The following is a 15,473-nucleotide window of genomic DNA, read 5'->3' on the forward strand; positions in this document are numbered from 1 at the left end:
AGGCACGGGGTTCGCATCGTGCGCCCGGTGGGGGTGGGGCCGTTTTCGGGCGGCCCCGCCCCCGGCCGGGTGACCGGTCCTAGACGACCGCGCCGCGGCCCGGGTCGTCGTCCTCGTCGTCGTCGTGCGCCATGCGCCCCACCAGCGTCGCGAAGCCGCCCAGGAAGCCGCCGATGCCCAGCGTCGTGAGCCACCAGGTCATCTCCCACTGCAGCAGCACCGCCAGGAGCAGCAGCACCGGCCCGCCGACCACCGCGAGCCACGCGAACTTCGACGTCGTGTCCGCCGGCGGCAGCTCCGGCTCCGGCGGCACGAAGTGGCCCTCCTCGGCCGCCGTCAGGTCGTCGTCCCCGGGCTCGGCGAGCGAGTGGTCCCGGGGGCCCGCCCCGCCCACGCCCGGAGCGAACACCACCGAGCTGCCCAGCGACGCCGCCGCCGGAGGCTCCGCGGCCGGGCCGGAGCCCGGGTCAGCCGAGGGCTCCGGCTTCGCCTTCGTGTCCGCCGCGGAGCCGGGCGCGGACTCCGCCTTCGCGTCCGTCGCGGAGCCCGTCTTGGACTCCGTCTTCGGCCCCGCCTCGGGGGGCAGCGGCTTCACGTCGTCCTCCGGCAGCAGCAGGTTCTCGATCGGCTTGAACGGCCGGGCCCCCGGCGGGTCCGGCGGCTCCTGTCCGTACCCGGCGACGATCGCCGCCCACGCCGCCTCCTCGTCCAGCGGCGGAACCCCGCCCGACTGCTCCTCGTGCTCAGCCACCAGCCTCCGCCCCCTCCCTGCCCACGCTCTCCGCCAGCCGGCCGACGAACGCAAAACTGTCCGCGAAGATCCGCTCCGCGTCATGGTCCAACGTCGCGACGTGGTAACTCTGTTCCAGCAGGGTCTCGGTGACGTCCGTCGACGAGACCCGCGCCAGGACGCGCGCCGAGTCGGCCGGCGGTACGACGTGGTCCTGCGGGCTGTGCAGCAGCAGCAGCGGCTGCGTCACCTGCGGCAGCTCGGCGTCGACCAGCTGCAGGAACTTCCGCAGCGAGTGCGCGGCGTGCGTCGGGACGCGGTCGTACCCGACCTCCTCCGAGCCCGGCTTCGCGATGTCGCTGGCGATGCCCGGCGTCGACCGGATGAAGTGCTTGGCCACCGGCAGGGCGACGGCGAGCGGGTCGTGGACCTTGTTGGCCGGGTTGACCAGGACCAGGCCGCTGATCGCGTCACCGTGCTTGGCCGCCAGCCGCAGGCTCAGCGCGCCGCCCATCGACAGCCCGAAGACGAACACCTGCGCGCACCGGTCCAGCAGCTCCCGCAGCGCGCGGTCCACCTCGGCGTACCAGTCCTGCCAGCCGGTGAGCTGCATGTCCTGCCAGCGCGTTCCGTGCCCGGGCAGCAGCGGCAGCGACACCGTGAGCCCCCGCCCGGCGAGGTACTCGGCCCACGGGCGCAGCGACTGCGGGGAACCGGTGAAGCCGTGGCAGAGGAGGACGCCGACCTCTCCGCCCTCGTGGCGGAACGGCTCGGCTCCAGGGAGGACGGGCACCAGGGTCTCCTTGATCATGATGTACGTCGGGTGGGGGCGTTGCTCTGTGTGACTTCACCGTACGCGACCGGGGTGGCACCGACCAGGGTCGTCGGGCCGCTCCCGGCGGAGCCAAGGGATAAGGTCTGTTCGACAGACACAGGAAGGCTTTCGAGTTGATCTACGGCGCAATGAAGTTCTCCATCGGCGGTTCGCTGAAGCTCGCCTTCAGGCCGTGGGTGGAGGGCCTCGAGAACATTCCCGCGGAGGGGCCGGCGATCCTCGCGAGCAACCACCTGTCCTTCTCCGACTCCTTCTTCCTCCCGGCCGTGCTGGACCGGAAGGTCACCTTCATCGCGAAGGCGGAGTACTTCACCTCCCCGGGCGTCAAGGGCAAGCTGACGGCCGCCTTCTTCAAGGGCGTCGGCCAGCTCCCGGTGGACCGCTCCGGCGCGCGCGGGGCCGGCGAGGCCGCGATCAAGAGCGGCGTCGACGTCATCGAACGCGGGGAGCTGTTCGGTATCTACCCGGAGGGGACGCGTTCACCCGACGGCCGCCTCTACCGCGGCAAGCCGGGCGGCCTGGCCCGCGTGGCCCTGGCCACCGGGGCGCCCGTGATCCCGGTGGCGATGATCGACACCGAGAAGATCCAGCCGCCCGGCAAGGTGGTCCCCAAGCTGATGCGCCCGGGGATCCGGATCGGCAAGCCGCTGGACTTCAGCCGCTACCACGGCATGGACGGCGACCGCTTCATCCTCCGCTCGGTGACCGACGAGGTCATGTACGAGATCATGAAGCTCTCCGGCCAGGAGTACGTCGACATCTACGCGACGGCGGCCAAGCGCCAGATCGCCGACGCGGAGAAGGCCGCGAAGGCCGAGAAGGCGGAGAAGGCGGAGAAGGCCGAGAAGGTCGACGAGACCGAGTAGCGGCGGGCGAAACCGCCCGCGGGGGGTGGGGAGATGGCGAAGCGCGAGCGCGTCGTGCGCATGTCGGTCGAGCAGCCGCTGTGGCGGGCCCTGACGGCCTACCGGCTGCTCACCATGGTCTACGCGGTCCTGCTGTTCGCCACCTCCTACCGGCAGTTCGTGCGTCCCGCGGTCGCCATCGGCTACCTCTGCGTCCTCGCCGTGTGGACGCTGGCCACCTCCCCGCGGGTGGCGACCGCCGCCAGCTGCACCAAGCGCTTCCTCGGCGCCGACCTCACCGTCGCCCTCGCCGGGATCCTGCTCACCCCGCTCGCCGACAGCCACGCGCGGATCGCGGACGGCGGTCCGACCCTGCCGTCCATCTGGACGGCCGGTTCCGTCCTCGCCTTCGCCATCAAGGGCGGCTGGCGCTGGGCCGGCTTCGCCTCCACCTTCGTGGCCGCGGCCAACATCGTCATCCACGGCGGCGAGCCCACCCCCGACACCCTGCACAACGTCCTGCTCGTCTGGGTCGCCTCCATCGCCATCGGCTACGTCGTCGAGGTCGCCCGGGCCAGCGAGGCCACCCTCGCCCGAGCCCTGGAGATCGAGGCCGCGACCCGCGAACGGGAGCGCCTCGCCCGCGACATCCACGACGGCGTCCTCCAGGTCCTCGCCATGGTCCAGCGCCGCGGCACCGAACTGGGCGGCGAGGCCGCCGACCTCGGCCGCATGGCGGGGGAGCAGGAGGTCGCGCTGCGCACCCTGGTCTCCAGCGGGCTGGTGCACCCCTCGCGGGTCTCCCGCGACGGGGCGCTCGGAGCGCTGGTGGACACGTACGAGGTGGAGGAGCCGGGCGACGGCGGCGAGCTGGACCTGCGGACGCTCCTGGCGCCGCACGCCGGTTCGCGGGTCAGCTTCGCGGAGCCGGGCACCCCGGTGCCGCTGCCGGTGCCCGCGGCGAAGGAGCTGGCCGCGGCGGTCGGCGCCGCCCTCGACAACGTGCGCAAGCACGCGGGGGACGGGGCCCGCGCCTGGATCCTGGTCGAGGACTGGGGCGACGAGGTGGTGGTGACCGTACGGGACGACGGCCCGGGCATCCCGGCCGGCCGGCTCGACCAGGCCGAGGGCGAGGGACGGATGGGGGTGGCCCTGTCCATCCGGGGCCGGCTGCGCGACCTCGGCGGCAGCGCCGACCTGGTCTCCGTCCCCGGGCAGGGCACCGAAGTGGAACTGAAAGTACCCAGGGGGAGGACGGACGAGAGATGAGCGAGCGCACCGACGTGAACGAACCGAACGCACTGCACGGGATCCGGGTCATGGTCGTCGACGACCACCCGATGTGGCGGGACGCGGTCGCCCGCGACCTCGCCGCCGCGGGCTTCGACGTGGTGGCGACGGCCGGCGACGGACCCGAGGCGGTCCGCCGGGCCCGCGCCACCACGCCCGACGTGCTGGTCCTCGACCTGAACCTGCCCGGCATGCCCGGGGTGCAGGTCTGCAAGGAGCTGGTCGGCGCCAACCCGGCGCTGCGGGTCCTGGTCCTGTCGGCCAGCGGCGAGCACGCGGACGTGCTGGAGGCGGTGAAGTCCGGCGCGACCGGCTACCTGCTGAAGTCCGCCGGGGCCCAGGAGCTCATCGACGCGGTCCGCCGCACGGCCGCCGGCGACCCGGTCTTCACCCCGGGCCTGGCCGGCCTGGTGCTCGGGGAGTACCGGCGCCTGGCCACCGACCCGGCACCGACCGCCTCCGACGAGCCGAAGGCGCCCCGGCTGACCGACCGGGAGACCGAGGTGCTGCGGCTGGTGGCCAAGGGGCTCTCGTACAAGCAGATCGCGGAGCGGCTCGTCATCTCGCACCGCACGGTCCAGAACCACGTCCAGAACACCCTGGGCAAGCTCCAGCTGCACAACCGGGTGGAGCTCGTCCGGTACGCCATCGAGCGCGGCCTCGACGACGCCTGAGCGCCACGAACGGAGCACCGCGCGCCGTGGCGTACGGCGTACCGGTGACCCCGTGCGAGTGAACGGGCGCCACAACGCCCCTGTGTTCCACGGGAATCGACCCCGCCAGGACCCTTGCTGTGACCTGTGTCACCACTAGCGTGACCGCCATGGCGAAGGGAGAACCCATGAAGGTCGGAGTGCTGACCGGCGGCGGCGACTGCCCCGGGCTCAACGCGGTGATCCGGGCCGTCGTCCGCAAGGGCGACCAGGAGTACGGGTACCGGTTCATCGGCTTCCGCAACGGCTGGCGCGGAGCCGTCGACGGAACCGCGCTGCCGCTCGACGTTCCGGCCGTCCGCGGGATCCTGCCCCGCGGCGGCACCATCCTGGGCTCCTCGCGCACCAACCCGTTCGAGCGGGAGAACGGCGTGCGGGCCATCAAGGACAACCTCGCCAAGTACGAGGTGGACGCGCTCATCGCCATCGGGGGCGAGGACACCCTCGGGGTCGCGGCCCGGCTGAACGACGAGTACGGCATCCCCTGCGTCGGCGTCCCGAAGACCATCGACAACGACCTCTCCGGAACCGACTACACCTTCGGCTTCGACACCGCCGTCGGCATCGCGACCGAGGCCATCGACCGGCTGCACACCACCGCCGAATCGCACATGCGGGTCATGGTCTGCGAGGTCATGGGACGGCACGCCGGCTGGATCGCCCTGCACTCGGGGCTCGCGGGCGGCGCCAACGTCATCCTCATCCCCGAGCAGCGCTTCGACGTCGACCAGGTCTGCGCCTGGGTCACCTCCAGGTTCGAGGCGAGCCGCGCGCCGGTCGTCGTGGTCGCCGAGGGCGCCATGCCCAGGGACGGCGACGTGGTCCTCAAGGACGCCACCACGGACCCCTTCGGCCACGTCCGGCTGTCGGGGGTGGGCGAGTGGCTGGCCAAGGAGATCGAGGCGCGGACCGGCCTGGAGGCCCGTACGACGGTGCTCGGGCACGTCCAGCGCGGCGGCACCCCCAGTGCCTTCGACCGGTGGCTCGCCACCCGCTTCGGGCTGCACGCGATCGACGCGGTGCGGGACGGGGACTTCGGCAAGATGGTCGCGCTCCGGGGGACGGACATCGTCCGGGTCCCGATGGCCGAGGCCGCGGCGAAGCTGAAGACGGTCGACCCCGCGCTGTACCGGGAGGCCGGTGTCTTCTTCGGCTGACGTGGGGCGGCGCCCGCGGATCACGGGTCGTAAGGTGACGAAACGGGCCATGGTTCGAGGTACGGGAGCAAGCGTGGAGATCCTGGCATTCGGTGTGACCGCCGACGAGAGGCCGCTCCTGGAGCGCGCCTTCGCCGGGCAGCACGAGGTCCGCTGCCTCGACGTCTTCCTCAGCGAGGACACCGCGCCCATCGCGGCGGGGTACGAGGTCGTCTCCTCCAGCGTGAACGCGGACCTGAACGGCCGGGTGCTGCGGACCCTGGCGGCCGGCGGGACGAAGCAGATCGCCCAGCGGTCCACCGGCTTCAACAACATCGACCTCGACGTCGCCCGCCGGCTGGGCATGACGGTGAGCCGGGTCTCGTACTACTCCCCGTACTCGGTGGCCGAGTTCGCCTGGACCCTGGCGATGGCCGTGAACCGCCGGATCGTCCGGGCCTCCATCCGGACCCGGGACTTCGACTTCCGGCTGAACGGGCTGATGGGCCGGGACCTGCACGGCCGCACGGCGGGCGTCCTCGGCACCGGAAAGATCGGGGAGGCGTTCACCCGGATCGCGCACGGCTTCGGGATGAACCTGCTCGGCTGGGACGTGGCGCCCAACCCCGCGTGCGTCGAGCTCGGCATGAAGTACGTCGACAAGGAGGAGCTGCTCGCCTCCTCCGACCTGGTCAGCCTGCACGTGCCGCTGCTGGACTCCACCCACCACATCATCGACGCGGACGCGCTGCGGCTGATGCGCGACGACGCGATCCTGGTGAACTCCAGCCGGGGCGGGCTGATCGACACCGACGCGCTGGTCACGGAGCTGCGCGCGGGCCGCTTCACGGGCGTGGGACTGGACGTGTACGAGGCCGAGGCGGGGGTCTTCTTCCTGGACAAGTCCCTGGAGGCGGTGGAGGACGACACGCTCGCCCGGCTCGTCACGTTCCCGCACGTCCTGGTGACCTCGCACCAGGCGTACTACACGGTCGACGCGGTGGGGCAGATCATCGACACCACCGTCGCCAACGTGGCCGACCACCTGGCGGGCCGCCGCTCGGAGAACACCCTCGTCGCGCCGTACTGACCGGTGCCCCGCCGCGGCGGGGCACCGGCCGGCACCGGCGTCTCAGGCCGCGGCGGCGACGCCCGCCACGAGGTCGCGCAGCAGGTCCGCGCCGCGCAGGGTCAGGACCGACTCCGGGTGGAACTGGACCCCGGCGAAACCGCCGGCGGCCGACCTCAGGGCGTGCACCTCGCCCGTCGCCGGGTCCCGGGCCACCTCCACGCCCCGGGCCGCCAGCCGGCCGGCCGCCTCCGCGTCGCAGCGGGCCGTGTAGGTGTTGTAGAAGCCGACCACCTCCCGGGCCCCGAACAGGTCCACGGCGACCTGCGCCCCCTGCGCCGGCTCCGCCTTGCGGACCAGCGGCAGGCCCAGCTCCGCCGCCAGCAGCTCGTGGCCCAGGCAGATCCCCACCAGCCCGCCCCGGTGCCCCTCCAGCAGCTCCCCGGCCAGCCCGCGCAGCATCCTCATCTTCGGATCCGCGGGATCGGCCGGGTTCCCGGGCCCCGGGCCCAGCACGACCGGACCGGCCCAGGCCAGGGCGGCGGACCGCAGCCCCGGATCGTCGTAGCGGCGTACGGTCACCTCCAGCCCGGCCACCCTCAGCACGTGCGCCAGCATCGCCGTGAAGGTGTCCTCGCCGTCCACCACCAGCGCGTGGCCCCGCGGCTCGGCGGGCCGCTCCTGCATCCGCAGCCAGAACGGCGCCAGGTCCGCCCGCCGCGCGGCGAGGGCCGCCCGCACCCGCGGGTCGTCGGCCAGCCGAGGCCCGTCGGCGTCCGGGCGCGGCGCCCGCGGCCGTACGCCGAGCGCCGCGAGCACCCCGGCGGCCTTCGCGTGCGTCTCGGCCACCTCGGCGGCCGGGTCGGAGTGGCGCACCAGCGTGGCCCCGACCGGCACCCGCACCGTGCCGTCGGCGGCGATGTCGGCGGTGCGGATCAGGATGGGGGAGTCCAGGGTCTGCGCGCCGCCCCCGTCGAGGCCCAGCAGGGCGAGCGCGCCGGCGTAGTAGCCGCGGCCGCCGCTCTCGTACCGCTCGATCACCCGGCAGGCGTTCTGCACCGGGGAGCCGGTGACCGTCGCCGCGAACATCGTCTCCCGGAGCACCTCGCGGACGTCGAGCGAGGAGCGCCCGCGCAGCTCGTACTCGGTGTGCGCGAGGTGGGACATCTCCTTGAGCCGCGGTCCGACGACGACGCCGCCCATGTCGCCGACCGTGCACATCATCTTGAGCTCCTCGTCGACCACCATCGACAGCTCCTCGGTCTCCTTGCGGTCGCCGAGGAAGGCCAGGAGGGACTCGGCCGTCGGGCCCCCGGCCGGGTGGCGGTAGGTGCCGCTGATCGGGTTCATGACGACCGTGCCGCCGGACATCCGCACGTGGACCTCGGGGCTCGCGCCGACCAGGGTGCGCTCCCCGGTGTGCACGACGTACGTCCAGTACGCGCCGCGCTCGCCCTCCAGCAGCCGCCGGAACAGCGCGAGCGCGTCGGCCCGGCCGAAGCCGTCGATCCGGCCCCCGTAGGTGCGCCGGATGACGAAGTTCGCGCCCTCCCCGCGGCCGATCTCGTCCGCGACGACCCGTTCGACGGTGGCCGCGTACGCCGCGTCGGGGACGTCGAAGCCGCCGTCGTCCACCCGGACCCGGTGCGCGGGCAGCGCCGCCAGGGCCTCGGCGAGGGGGACCTCCCGGACCTCCTCGGCGACCAGCACGCTCAGCGGGGTGCCGTCGTCGCGGACGTCGAAGCCGCGCTCCCGGATCTGGCGGAACGGGACGAGGGCGAGGGAGGGGAGCGCGCGCACCGGCAGGTCGGCGAGGCGGTCGACCTCGTGGACCGGGCCGGTGAGCACCTCGACGGTGTCGTGGTCGCGGCCCGGGGTCCGGCGCCTGAGCAGGGCGAAGGGCGGGCCGGACGCGTTGAGCAGCCGGCCGAGGTCGAACGGGCCGGGGCCGGGCAGGCCGGGGCCGGACCGGGCGGGGTCGGGTCGGCGGGGGTCGGGTCGGCGGGGTTCCATGGCGGGGTGTCCTTCCGGGGGTTTCCGGGAGAGGGACGGCCCGCGTCCGCGAAACGCGGAAGGCCGCCCCTCGGGGCGGCCTTCGCGTCGATCGCGTCGTCTCAGGTACGCGCGAGAAGTGGGCCGCCGGGAGCGGGCCACCACCAGTTCTGGTTCGCGAGTGCGTACATGCCGACGACCCTAGCCCACCCCGCGGCGGAGGCGAAGAGTCCGCCTCGCGCCGTGTGCGGACATCCGTCTCACTTCGTGGTCGGCGGGCCGGACGCGCCGTGGGACGCCGTAATGTGTACGGGGTGACCGTGAACGCTGAACCCCAAGCCCCCGCCGCCAAGGCGACCTGGCGAGACCTTCCCGCGGCGCAGCAGCCTTCGTACCCCGATGCCGAGGCCCTGCGCGCTGTCGTCGCGGACCTCGAGTCGTATCCTCCCCTCGTCTTCGCGGGTGAGTGCGACCAGCTGCGCGCCCGTCTGGGAGCCGTCGCCAAGGGCGAGGCGTTCCTGCTGCAGGGCGGCGACTGCGCAGAGGCCTTCGACGCCGTGTCCGCCGACCACATCCGCGCCAAGCTGAAGACGCTGCTCCAGATGAGCGCCGTCCTGACGTACGCGGCCTCCGTGCCCGTCGTCAAGGTCGGCCGCATCGCGGGCCAGTACTCCAAGCCGCGCTCCAAGGACACCGAGACCCGCGACGGCATCACCCTGCCGACCTACCGCGGCGACTCCGTCAACGGCTTCGCCTTCACCGAAGAGGCCCGGATCCCGGACCCCGAGCGGCTGAAGCGCATGTACCACGCGTCGGCCTCGACGCTGAACCTGGTGCGCGCCTTCACCACCGGTGGTTACGCCGACCTGCGCCAGGTGCACGCCTGGAACCAGGACTTCGTGCGGTCCTCCCCGTCCGGCCAGCGCTACGAGCAGCTCGCGCGGGAGATCGACAACGCGCTGAACTTCATGAAGGCCTGTGGCACCGACCCGGCGGAGTTCAAGGCCGTCGAGTTCTACGCCTCGCACGAGGCGCTGCTGCTCGCCTACGAGGGCGCGCTGACCCGCACGGACTCGCGGACCGGCCGGCTGTACGACACCTCGGGCCACATGGTCTGGATCGGTGAGCGCACCCGCCAGCTGGACCACGCGCACATCGAGTTCTGCTCGCAGATCGCCAACCCGATCGGCATCAAGCTCGGCCCCACGACGACGGTCGACGAGGCGCTGACCTACGTGGACCGGCTGGACCCGGACCGCGAGCCGGGCCGGCTGACGTTCGTCGTCCGCATGGGCGCCGACAAGGTCCGCGACAAGCTCCCCGCGCTGGTCGACAAGGTCACCGCCTCCGGCGCGACCGTCGCCTGGGTCACCGACCCGATGCACGGCAACACCTTCGAGGCGGCCTCGGGCCACAAGACGCGCCGTTTCGACGACGTGCTCGACGAGGTCAAGGGCTTCTTCGAGGTCCACAAGGCCCTGGGCACCCACCCGGGCGGCATCCACGTCGAGCTCACCGGTGACGACGTCACCGAGTGCGTGGGCGGCGGCGACGAGATCTTCGTCGACGACCTGCACCAGCGCTACGAGACGGCCTGCGACCCGCGGCTCAACCGCAGCCAGTCCCTGGACCTGGCGTTCCTGGTCGCCGAGATGTACCGGGACCAGTAGGACCGAGCGGATCAGTACGTCATTTCGTACGACGATGGGGCGCGGATCGATGTGATCCGCGCCCCATCGTCATGCCGGGGGCTTTTAGGGTTGCCTAACTTTGGGTACGGTTAGGTAAGCCTCACCGAACAGGGGATGGCCGCCGAACCATTCCGTTCAGGGAGGTGAACCGCGTGTACGTCTGCTCTTGCTTCGGGATCACCGACAAGCAGGTCAAGGACCACGCGGCGGCCGGGGCCTGCACCCCGCGCCAGATCGCCTCGGCCACGAAGGCCGGTACCGACTGCGGCTCCTGCGTGCGCACCATCCAGGGCATGCTCGGACGCGGCGCGTGCCCGCGCCGGGACCTGCTGGAGAAGGGCAACGCGGCGGCCGTGCTCGCCGCCGACGTGGAGCCGGCGCTCGCGCCGACCCTCGCGGAAGCCGCCTAGCATCCGGTAAGGCAGCGGGTCAGCTGGGCTGCTCGATGAGCTGCGCGATGTACAGCGGCTCGCCCAGGGACTCGATGAGCTCCAGCTGGGTGTCGAGGTAGTCGATGTGGTGCTCCTCGTCCTCCAGGATGTCCTCGAAGAGGCGGGCGGACGTGATGTCGCCCTTCCCGCGCATGACCTCGATGCCGCGCTTGAGGCGGTCGATCGCCTCGACCTCGACCTGGCGGTCGGCCTGGAACATCTCCGTGATCGTCTGCCCGACGCGCACGTGGAAGAGGCGCTGGTAGTTCGGCAGGCCGTCGAGCATCAGGATGCGCTCGGTGATCTTGTCCGCGTGCTTCATCTCGTCGATGGATTCTTCACGCGTGTACTTGGCGAGCTTGGTCCAGCCCTTGTTGTCCTGGATGCGGTAATGCAGCCAGTACTGGTTGATGGCCGTCAGCTCACCGGTCAGCTGCTCGTTCAGAAACTCAAGGACCTCGGGGTCGCCCTGCATCGCAGAGGCTCCTTCCAGGCAGTGTCAACTATGTGACGGGGCAGGTGCGCGCATCCTTGCACCGCTGCCGGAGGCAGTCCAGTAAGTGCCTCCTTAGTGGGAGTTGCCGGGACTTGCCCGAATCGGGCCAGACCTGGTCATGACCACCCTGCCCAATCTGTCACCATGGAGACATGGGTCAGCCGGAAAGCGGGGAATCTCCGGGAGCAGAGCAGTCGGAGCTTCCACCGGGGCAGCGGTTGCAGCGGGGCTGGCCGGTCACCCACTACGGTCCCGTACCCAAGTTCAAGCCGGACCGCTGGGAGTTCCGCGTCTTCGGCGCGACGGCCGACGGTGACAAGCACTGCTGGAACCACGAGGAGTTCGCGGCCCTGCCGTTCGACTCGGTCGTGGCGGACCTGCACTGCGTCACGAAGTTCAGCATGCTGGGCGCCGAATGGGGCGGTGTGCTGACCCGGACGATCCTCGATCTGGCGCCCCCGGCGCCGCAGGTCACGCACGTGATGGTGTGGGCCGAGTACGGCTTCAGCTCCAACATGCGGCTGGCCGACTTCGCCTCCGACCGGACCGTCTTCGCCACCCACCAGGGCGGTGAACTCCTCACCGCCGAGCACGGGTTCCCGCTGAGGCTGGTGGTTCCGCACCTGTACGCCTGGAAGGGCCCCAAGTGGGTCCGCGGCATCGAGTACATGACCGCCGACCGGCGGGGCTTCTGGGAGGAGCGGGGCTACCACAACATCGGCGACCCCTGGCGCGAGCAGCGCTACTCGTACCAGGAGGAGCCGGGGGACGGCCCCGAGCTGTAGCGGGGCCCGCCCTCAGTGGTGGTAGCGGTGGACGACCGCGTGGCCCTTGCCGCGGCCGATCATCCACTTGTTGACCGGAGTCGTGATCACGAACGCGGCGGCCAGGGCGATCGCCAGGACGGTCCAGAACACGGGCTCCGTGAGGTGGGCGTCCATCGCGCCGGGCCACAGCGCGATCACGCCGTTGTCGATCAGCTCCATGACGGCGATCGACAGGGTGTCCGCGGCCAGCGCCACCCGGACGGCCGTACGCAGGCCCACGCCCGCCGCGAGGACCCCGCGCAGGGTGAGCGCGTAGCCGAAGAAGAACGCGAGGACGATCGCGAGGACCATCGTCGGGACGTTCCCCCATCCGAGTGCGGTGCCGATGACCATGCCGAGGACCTCGCCGATGGCGCAGCCGGTGAGGCAGTGGAGGGTGGCCCGGGCGGCTTCGCCCCAGCTGACCGGTCCGCCGGCGCCGTTCCCGTGGTCGTGCCCGTTCCCGTGGTCGTGCCCGTGTTCGTGGTGCGCGTGCGACTGCTCCATGACGACCCCCTGGGGAATGTCCGCTCGCGGTTCTGCCGACGGACACAACCGTATACCCCCCTGGGGTATTCCTCGCGGAGGTGCGCCGCTCATCCCGACCCGCGGAGCTCCTTCAGCAGGGCCACGTCCGCCGCATGCCCTTCCGGGCCGCCCGGCGTCTCGGTGATCAGCGGTACGCCCGCCATCGCGGGGTGGGTGAACAGCTCCGCGAAGGCCTCCCGGCCGATGTGGCCGCGGCCGATGTTGGCGTGCCGGTCCCGGTGCGCCCCGACGGCCGCCTCCGAGTCGTTCGCGTGCACCAGCTTCAGCCGGCCCTCGCCCACCGTGTCCACCAGCAGGTCCAGCGTCAGCTTCGTCCCGCCGGGCTCGGCCAGGTCGTGCCCGGCCGCGAAGACGTGACAGGTGTCCAGGCAGATCCCCAGCATCGGGTGCCGGTCGAGGGCCTCGAAGTACGGGCCGAACTCCTCGGCCGTCGAGCACAGCGAGGAGCCCTGCCCCGCCGTGGACTCCAGCAGCAGGAACGGGTCGTCCTCGTGCGTCAGCTCGTCGAGCAGCGGCAGCATGTGCTCCCTGATCTGCGCGTACGCCGCCTCGCGCGGGCGGCCCCCGGTGGCCGATCCGGTGTGCACCACGACCCCGAGCGCGCCGATCTCCCGGCCGCGCCGCAGCGAGTGGCGCAGCGACTCCACCGACTTCTCCACGGTCGCCGCGTTGTGCGAACCGAAGTTGATCAGGTACGGGGCGTGCACGTACGCCGGGATCGACCCGGCCGCGCACGCGGCGCGGAACCGCTCGTCCTGCACCGGGTTGCCGGTCGGGGTGGCCCAGCCGCGCGGGTTGGCGACGAAGACCTGCACCGCCTCGGCGCCCATCTCGCGCGCGTAGGCGAGCCCCACCTTGGCGAGGCCGCCGGCGACCGGGACGTGCCCGCCCACCGGGTTGCGCAGGGCGGCGCGGTCCGCCCCGTCCTCGTGCGTCACGTGCTCCACGTACCCCTACAGCCCCTTGGTCCGGATGGTGATGGTGCTGCCCTCGGCGGCGTTCTGGCCGGCGGGCACCGACTGGAGCTCCACCGTGTTGCTGAAGGAGAGGAAGGGCCGTTCCACCCGCACCTTGAAGCCCGCGCCCTCCAGGGTCCGGCGGGCCGCGTCCGCGTTCTGGCCGGTCACGTCCGGCACCGGGAGCTGGCGGGGGCCCTTGGAGACGGTCAGGGTGACGACGTCCCCGGCCGCGGCCTGGGCGCCGGCGCCGACCGACTGGTTGGCGACCGTACCGGGCGGGAGGGGGGAGTTGACCTGCTCGTCGGCCGCGGCCGACCGCAGCCCGGCGCCCTCCAGGACGGTCCGCGCCTGTTCGAGGGGCAGGCCGGCCACGCCCGGCACCTCCACCGGGCGGCCCTTGCTGACCACGAGTGCGACCGCCGTGTCGGGGGCCCGCCGCTCGCCGCCCGCCGGGTCCGAGGCGATGACCGAGCCCTGCGCGACGTCCTGGCTGAAGGCCTGGGCGACGACGCCCGGGGCCAGACCGGCCCGCGTCAGCTCGGCCTTCGCCTGCTCCAGCGTCCGGCCCTTCAGGTTGGGCACCGACACGACCTCCGGGCCGCGGGACACGGTGAGCGTCACCGCGCCGTTGCCGCGGATGCGCCGGCCGCCGGCGGGGTCGGAGTTCATGACCGTCCCGCGGTCGAAGGCGTCGCTGAACTTCCGGTCGACGCGCTTCACGCCGAGTCCGGCCGCCGACAGCTGCGCCTTGGCCTGCTGCTCGCTCTTGCCGAGGACGTTGGGGACCTGGGTGAACTGGCCCGCGTTGATGTACCAGACGCCCGTGCCGAGGCCGAGCGCGAGCAGCACCCCGGCGATGACGAGCAGCGTCCCGCGGCGCGGGCCCCGGCGCCGGCCCCGTACGGGCCGGTGCGGCGCGATCGGGAGCGCCGCGCTCTCCAGCCGCGAGGTGCGGTCCGCGGGCCGCGGCGCGTCCACGGGGCGGGCGATCACGCCGGTGCGGTCCTCGGCGGCCGACCGGCCCTCGGCGCGGGCCTGCGGCGGCAGCGCGTCCAGTTCGGCGTCGCCGAGCCGGGCCCGGGTCTCGCGGGCCAGCCCCAGCAGGGAGACCGCGTCGTAGGGCCGCAGCTCCGGATTGCGGGCGGCGGCCTGCGCGACGAGCTCGTCGAGCCCGACGGGGAGCCCGGGCACGGAGGCCGAGGGCGGCGGGACGTCCTCGTGGAGGTGCAGGTACAGCACCTGTGCGGGGGTGGCGCCGGTGTGGGGCTTGGAGCCGGTGAGCATCTCGTACAGGACGACACCACAGGCGTAGACGTCCACGCGGGTGTCGGTGACGCCGTTCTCGATCTGCTCGGGCGCCAGGTACGAGACGGTGCCGAGGACCGAGCCGGTGGTGCTGGTGACGGCGTCGACGCTGCGGACCAGGCCGAAGTCGGCGACCTTGACCCGGCCGTCGTCGCCGATCAGGACGTTCTCCGGCTTCATGTCGCGGTGGACGAATCCCGCCCGGTGCGCGGCGCCGAGCGCGGCGAGGACCGGCTCGAAGATGTCGAGCGCGGCCCGCGGCTGGAGCGCGCCGCGCTCGCGCAGCACGTCGCGCAGGGTGCAGCCGGAGACGTACTCCATGGCCAGGTAGACGTACGGCCCGTCCGTGCCCTGGTCGAAGACGGCCACCACGTTCGGGTGCGCGAGGCGCGCCACGGACTTCGCCTCCCGGATGAACCGGTCGACGAAGGCACCGTCCTCGGCGAGCTGCGGGTGCATCACCTTCAGGGCGAGGACGCGGTCGAGGCGGGTGTCGACGGCCCGGTAGACCGTGGCCATGCCACCGGCCGCGATGCGCGCGTCGATGCGGTAGCGGCCGTCGAGTACGCGCCCGACGAGAGGGTCATCCAGGGTCGTGTCCACGCGCCGAGTGTACGAGCGGCGCG

The 15,473-nt window shown here is 72.5% G+C and carries 15 protein-coding genes; 8 read left to right on the plus strand and 7 right to left on the minus strand.

Annotation, left to right across the window (positions count from 1 at the left end):
• Positions 1–79: 79 nt before the first annotated feature.
• Positions 80–751 carry a hypothetical protein gene (locus ACZ6S8_RS06485; RefSeq protein ID WP_469453063.1) on the minus strand — a complete coding sequence of 224 codons (672 nt, stop codon included), beginning with the start codon at positions 749–751 and terminating at the stop codon, positions 80–82.
• Entirely contained in the window at positions 744–1,523 is a 780-nt protein-coding gene (locus ACZ6S8_RS06490) for an alpha/beta hydrolase (RefSeq protein ID WP_469453065.1), read from the minus strand. The genes ACZ6S8_RS06485 and ACZ6S8_RS06490 overlap by 8 nt, the downstream gene beginning before the upstream one ends.
• Before the next feature lie 170 nt (positions 1,524–1,693).
• Here ACZ6S8_RS06490 and ACZ6S8_RS06495 point away from each other — a divergent pair, with 170 nt between their 5' ends.
• The 5 genes from ACZ6S8_RS06495 to ACZ6S8_RS06515 all read left to right on the plus strand — a co-directional run bounded on the left by ACZ6S8_RS06495 (position 1,694) and on the right by ACZ6S8_RS06515 (position 6,639).
• A complete protein-coding gene (locus ACZ6S8_RS06495) occupies positions 1,694–2,431 on the plus strand; it encodes a lysophospholipid acyltransferase family protein (protein ID WP_469453569.1) in 738 nt (245 codons plus the stop codon).
• Between the two features lie 33 nt (positions 2,432–2,464).
• Positions 2,465–3,679, plus strand: a complete 1,215-nt coding sequence (macS, locus tag ACZ6S8_RS06500; RefSeq protein WP_469453067.1) for a MacS family sensor histidine kinase — start codon at positions 2,465–2,467, stop codon at positions 3,677–3,679.
• Positions 3,676–4,374, plus strand: coding sequence for a response regulator (locus tag ACZ6S8_RS06505; protein WP_469453069.1), 699 nt, complete (start codon positions 3,676–3,678; stop codon positions 4,372–4,374). The genes macS and ACZ6S8_RS06505 overlap by 4 nt, the downstream gene beginning before the upstream one ends.
• A 167-nt stretch (positions 4,375–4,541) precedes the next feature.
• Positions 4,542–5,570: a 6-phosphofructokinase gene (locus ACZ6S8_RS06510; protein WP_469453571.1), complete on the plus strand. Its 1,029-nt coding sequence runs from the start codon at positions 4,542–4,544 to the stop codon at positions 5,568–5,570.
• Between the two features lie 73 nt (positions 5,571–5,643).
• The gene (locus tag ACZ6S8_RS06515) at positions 5,644–6,639 is read left to right on the plus strand and encodes a 2-hydroxyacid dehydrogenase (protein WP_469453071.1); all 996 of its coding nucleotides are present in this window, start codon (positions 5,644–5,646) and stop codon (positions 6,637–6,639) included.
• Positions 6,640–6,681: 42 nt separating this feature from the next.
• Here ACZ6S8_RS06515 and ACZ6S8_RS06520 read toward each other — a convergent pair whose 3' ends face one another.
• Positions 6,682–8,631, minus strand: coding sequence for an anthranilate synthase family protein (locus ACZ6S8_RS06520; RefSeq protein WP_469453072.1), 1,950 nt, complete (start codon positions 8,629–8,631; stop codon positions 6,682–6,684).
• Between the two features lie 284 nt (positions 8,632–8,915).
• On the opposite strand from ACZ6S8_RS06520, the gene ACZ6S8_RS06525 reads away from it, so the two are divergent.
• Both ACZ6S8_RS06525 and ACZ6S8_RS06530 read left to right on the plus strand, forming a co-directional pair.
• The gene (locus ACZ6S8_RS06525; protein ID WP_469453573.1) at positions 8,916–10,280 is read left to right on the plus strand and encodes a class II 3-deoxy-7-phosphoheptulonate synthase; all 1,365 of its coding nucleotides are present in this window, start codon (positions 8,916–8,918) and stop codon (positions 10,278–10,280) included.
• 173 nt (positions 10,281–10,453) lie between these two features.
• Positions 10,454–10,711: a (2Fe-2S)-binding protein gene (locus tag ACZ6S8_RS06530; RefSeq protein ID WP_469453074.1), complete on the plus strand. Its 258-nt coding sequence runs from the start codon at positions 10,454–10,456 to the stop codon at positions 10,709–10,711.
• A 19-nt stretch (positions 10,712–10,730) separates the two neighbouring features.
• Here the strand turns inward: ACZ6S8_RS06530 and bfr are convergent, their stop codons facing one another.
• A complete protein-coding gene (bfr, locus tag ACZ6S8_RS06535) occupies positions 10,731–11,207 on the minus strand; it encodes a bacterioferritin (protein ID WP_150257094.1) in 477 nt (158 codons plus the stop codon).
• A 173-nt stretch (positions 11,208–11,380) separates the two neighbouring features.
• On the opposite strand from bfr, the gene ACZ6S8_RS06540 reads away from it, so the two are divergent.
• A complete protein-coding gene (locus tag ACZ6S8_RS06540) occupies positions 11,381–12,013 on the plus strand; it encodes a sulfite oxidase-like oxidoreductase (RefSeq protein ID WP_469453076.1) in 633 nt (210 codons plus the stop codon).
• A gap of 12 nt (positions 12,014–12,025) precedes the next feature.
• Here the strand turns inward: ACZ6S8_RS06540 and ACZ6S8_RS06545 are convergent, their stop codons facing one another.
• The 3 genes from ACZ6S8_RS06545 to pknB form a co-directional block, all read right to left on the minus strand.
• Positions 12,026–12,541 (minus strand): DUF4396 domain-containing protein, encoded by a 516-nt coding sequence (locus ACZ6S8_RS06545; RefSeq protein WP_469453078.1) that lies wholly within the window; start codon positions 12,539–12,541, stop codon positions 12,026–12,028.
• Between the two features lie 89 nt (positions 12,542–12,630).
• Entirely contained in the window at positions 12,631–13,488 is an 858-nt protein-coding gene (locus ACZ6S8_RS06550) for a deoxyribonuclease IV (protein WP_383927973.1), read from the minus strand.
• 48 nt (positions 13,489–13,536) lie between these two features.
• Positions 13,537–15,450: a Stk1 family PASTA domain-containing Ser/Thr kinase gene (gene pknB / locus ACZ6S8_RS06555; protein WP_469453080.1), complete on the minus strand. Its 1,914-nt coding sequence runs from the start codon at positions 15,448–15,450 to the stop codon at positions 13,537–13,539.
• Positions 15,451–15,473 lie beyond the last annotated feature (23 nt).

Source organism: Streptomyces sp. NPDC048461, from assembly GCF_055587105.1.

Excerpts from the sequence above, each read along its gene's own strand:
- ACZ6S8_RS06495 (WP_469453569.1), top strand. The coding sequence starts at position 1,694 with ATGAAGTTCTCCATCGGCGGTTCGCTGAAGCTCGCCTTCAGGCCGTGG.
- macS (WP_469453067.1), top strand. The coding sequence starts at position 2,465 with ATGGCGAAGCGCGAGCGCGTCGTGCGCATGTCGGTCGAGCAGCCGCTG.
- ACZ6S8_RS06505 (WP_469453069.1), top strand. The coding sequence starts at position 3,676 with ATGAGCGAGCGCACCGACGTGAACGAACCGAACGCACTGCACGGGATC.
- ACZ6S8_RS06510 (WP_469453571.1), top strand. The coding sequence starts at position 4,542 with ATGAAGGTCGGAGTGCTGACCGGCGGCGGCGACTGCCCCGGGCTCAAC.
- ACZ6S8_RS06520 (WP_469453072.1), bottom strand. The coding sequence starts at position 8,631 with ATGGAACCCCGCCGACCCGACCCCCGCCGACCCGACCCCGCCCGGTCC.
- bfr (WP_150257094.1), bottom strand. The coding sequence starts at position 11,207 with ATGCAGGGCGACCCCGAGGTCCTTGAGTTTCTGAACGAGCAGCTGACC.
- ACZ6S8_RS06540 (WP_469453076.1), top strand. The coding sequence starts at position 11,381 with ATGGGTCAGCCGGAAAGCGGGGAATCTCCGGGAGCAGAGCAGTCGGAG.
- ACZ6S8_RS06545 (WP_469453078.1), bottom strand. The coding sequence starts at position 12,541 with ATGGAGCAGTCGCACGCGCACCACGAACACGGGCACGACCACGGGAAC.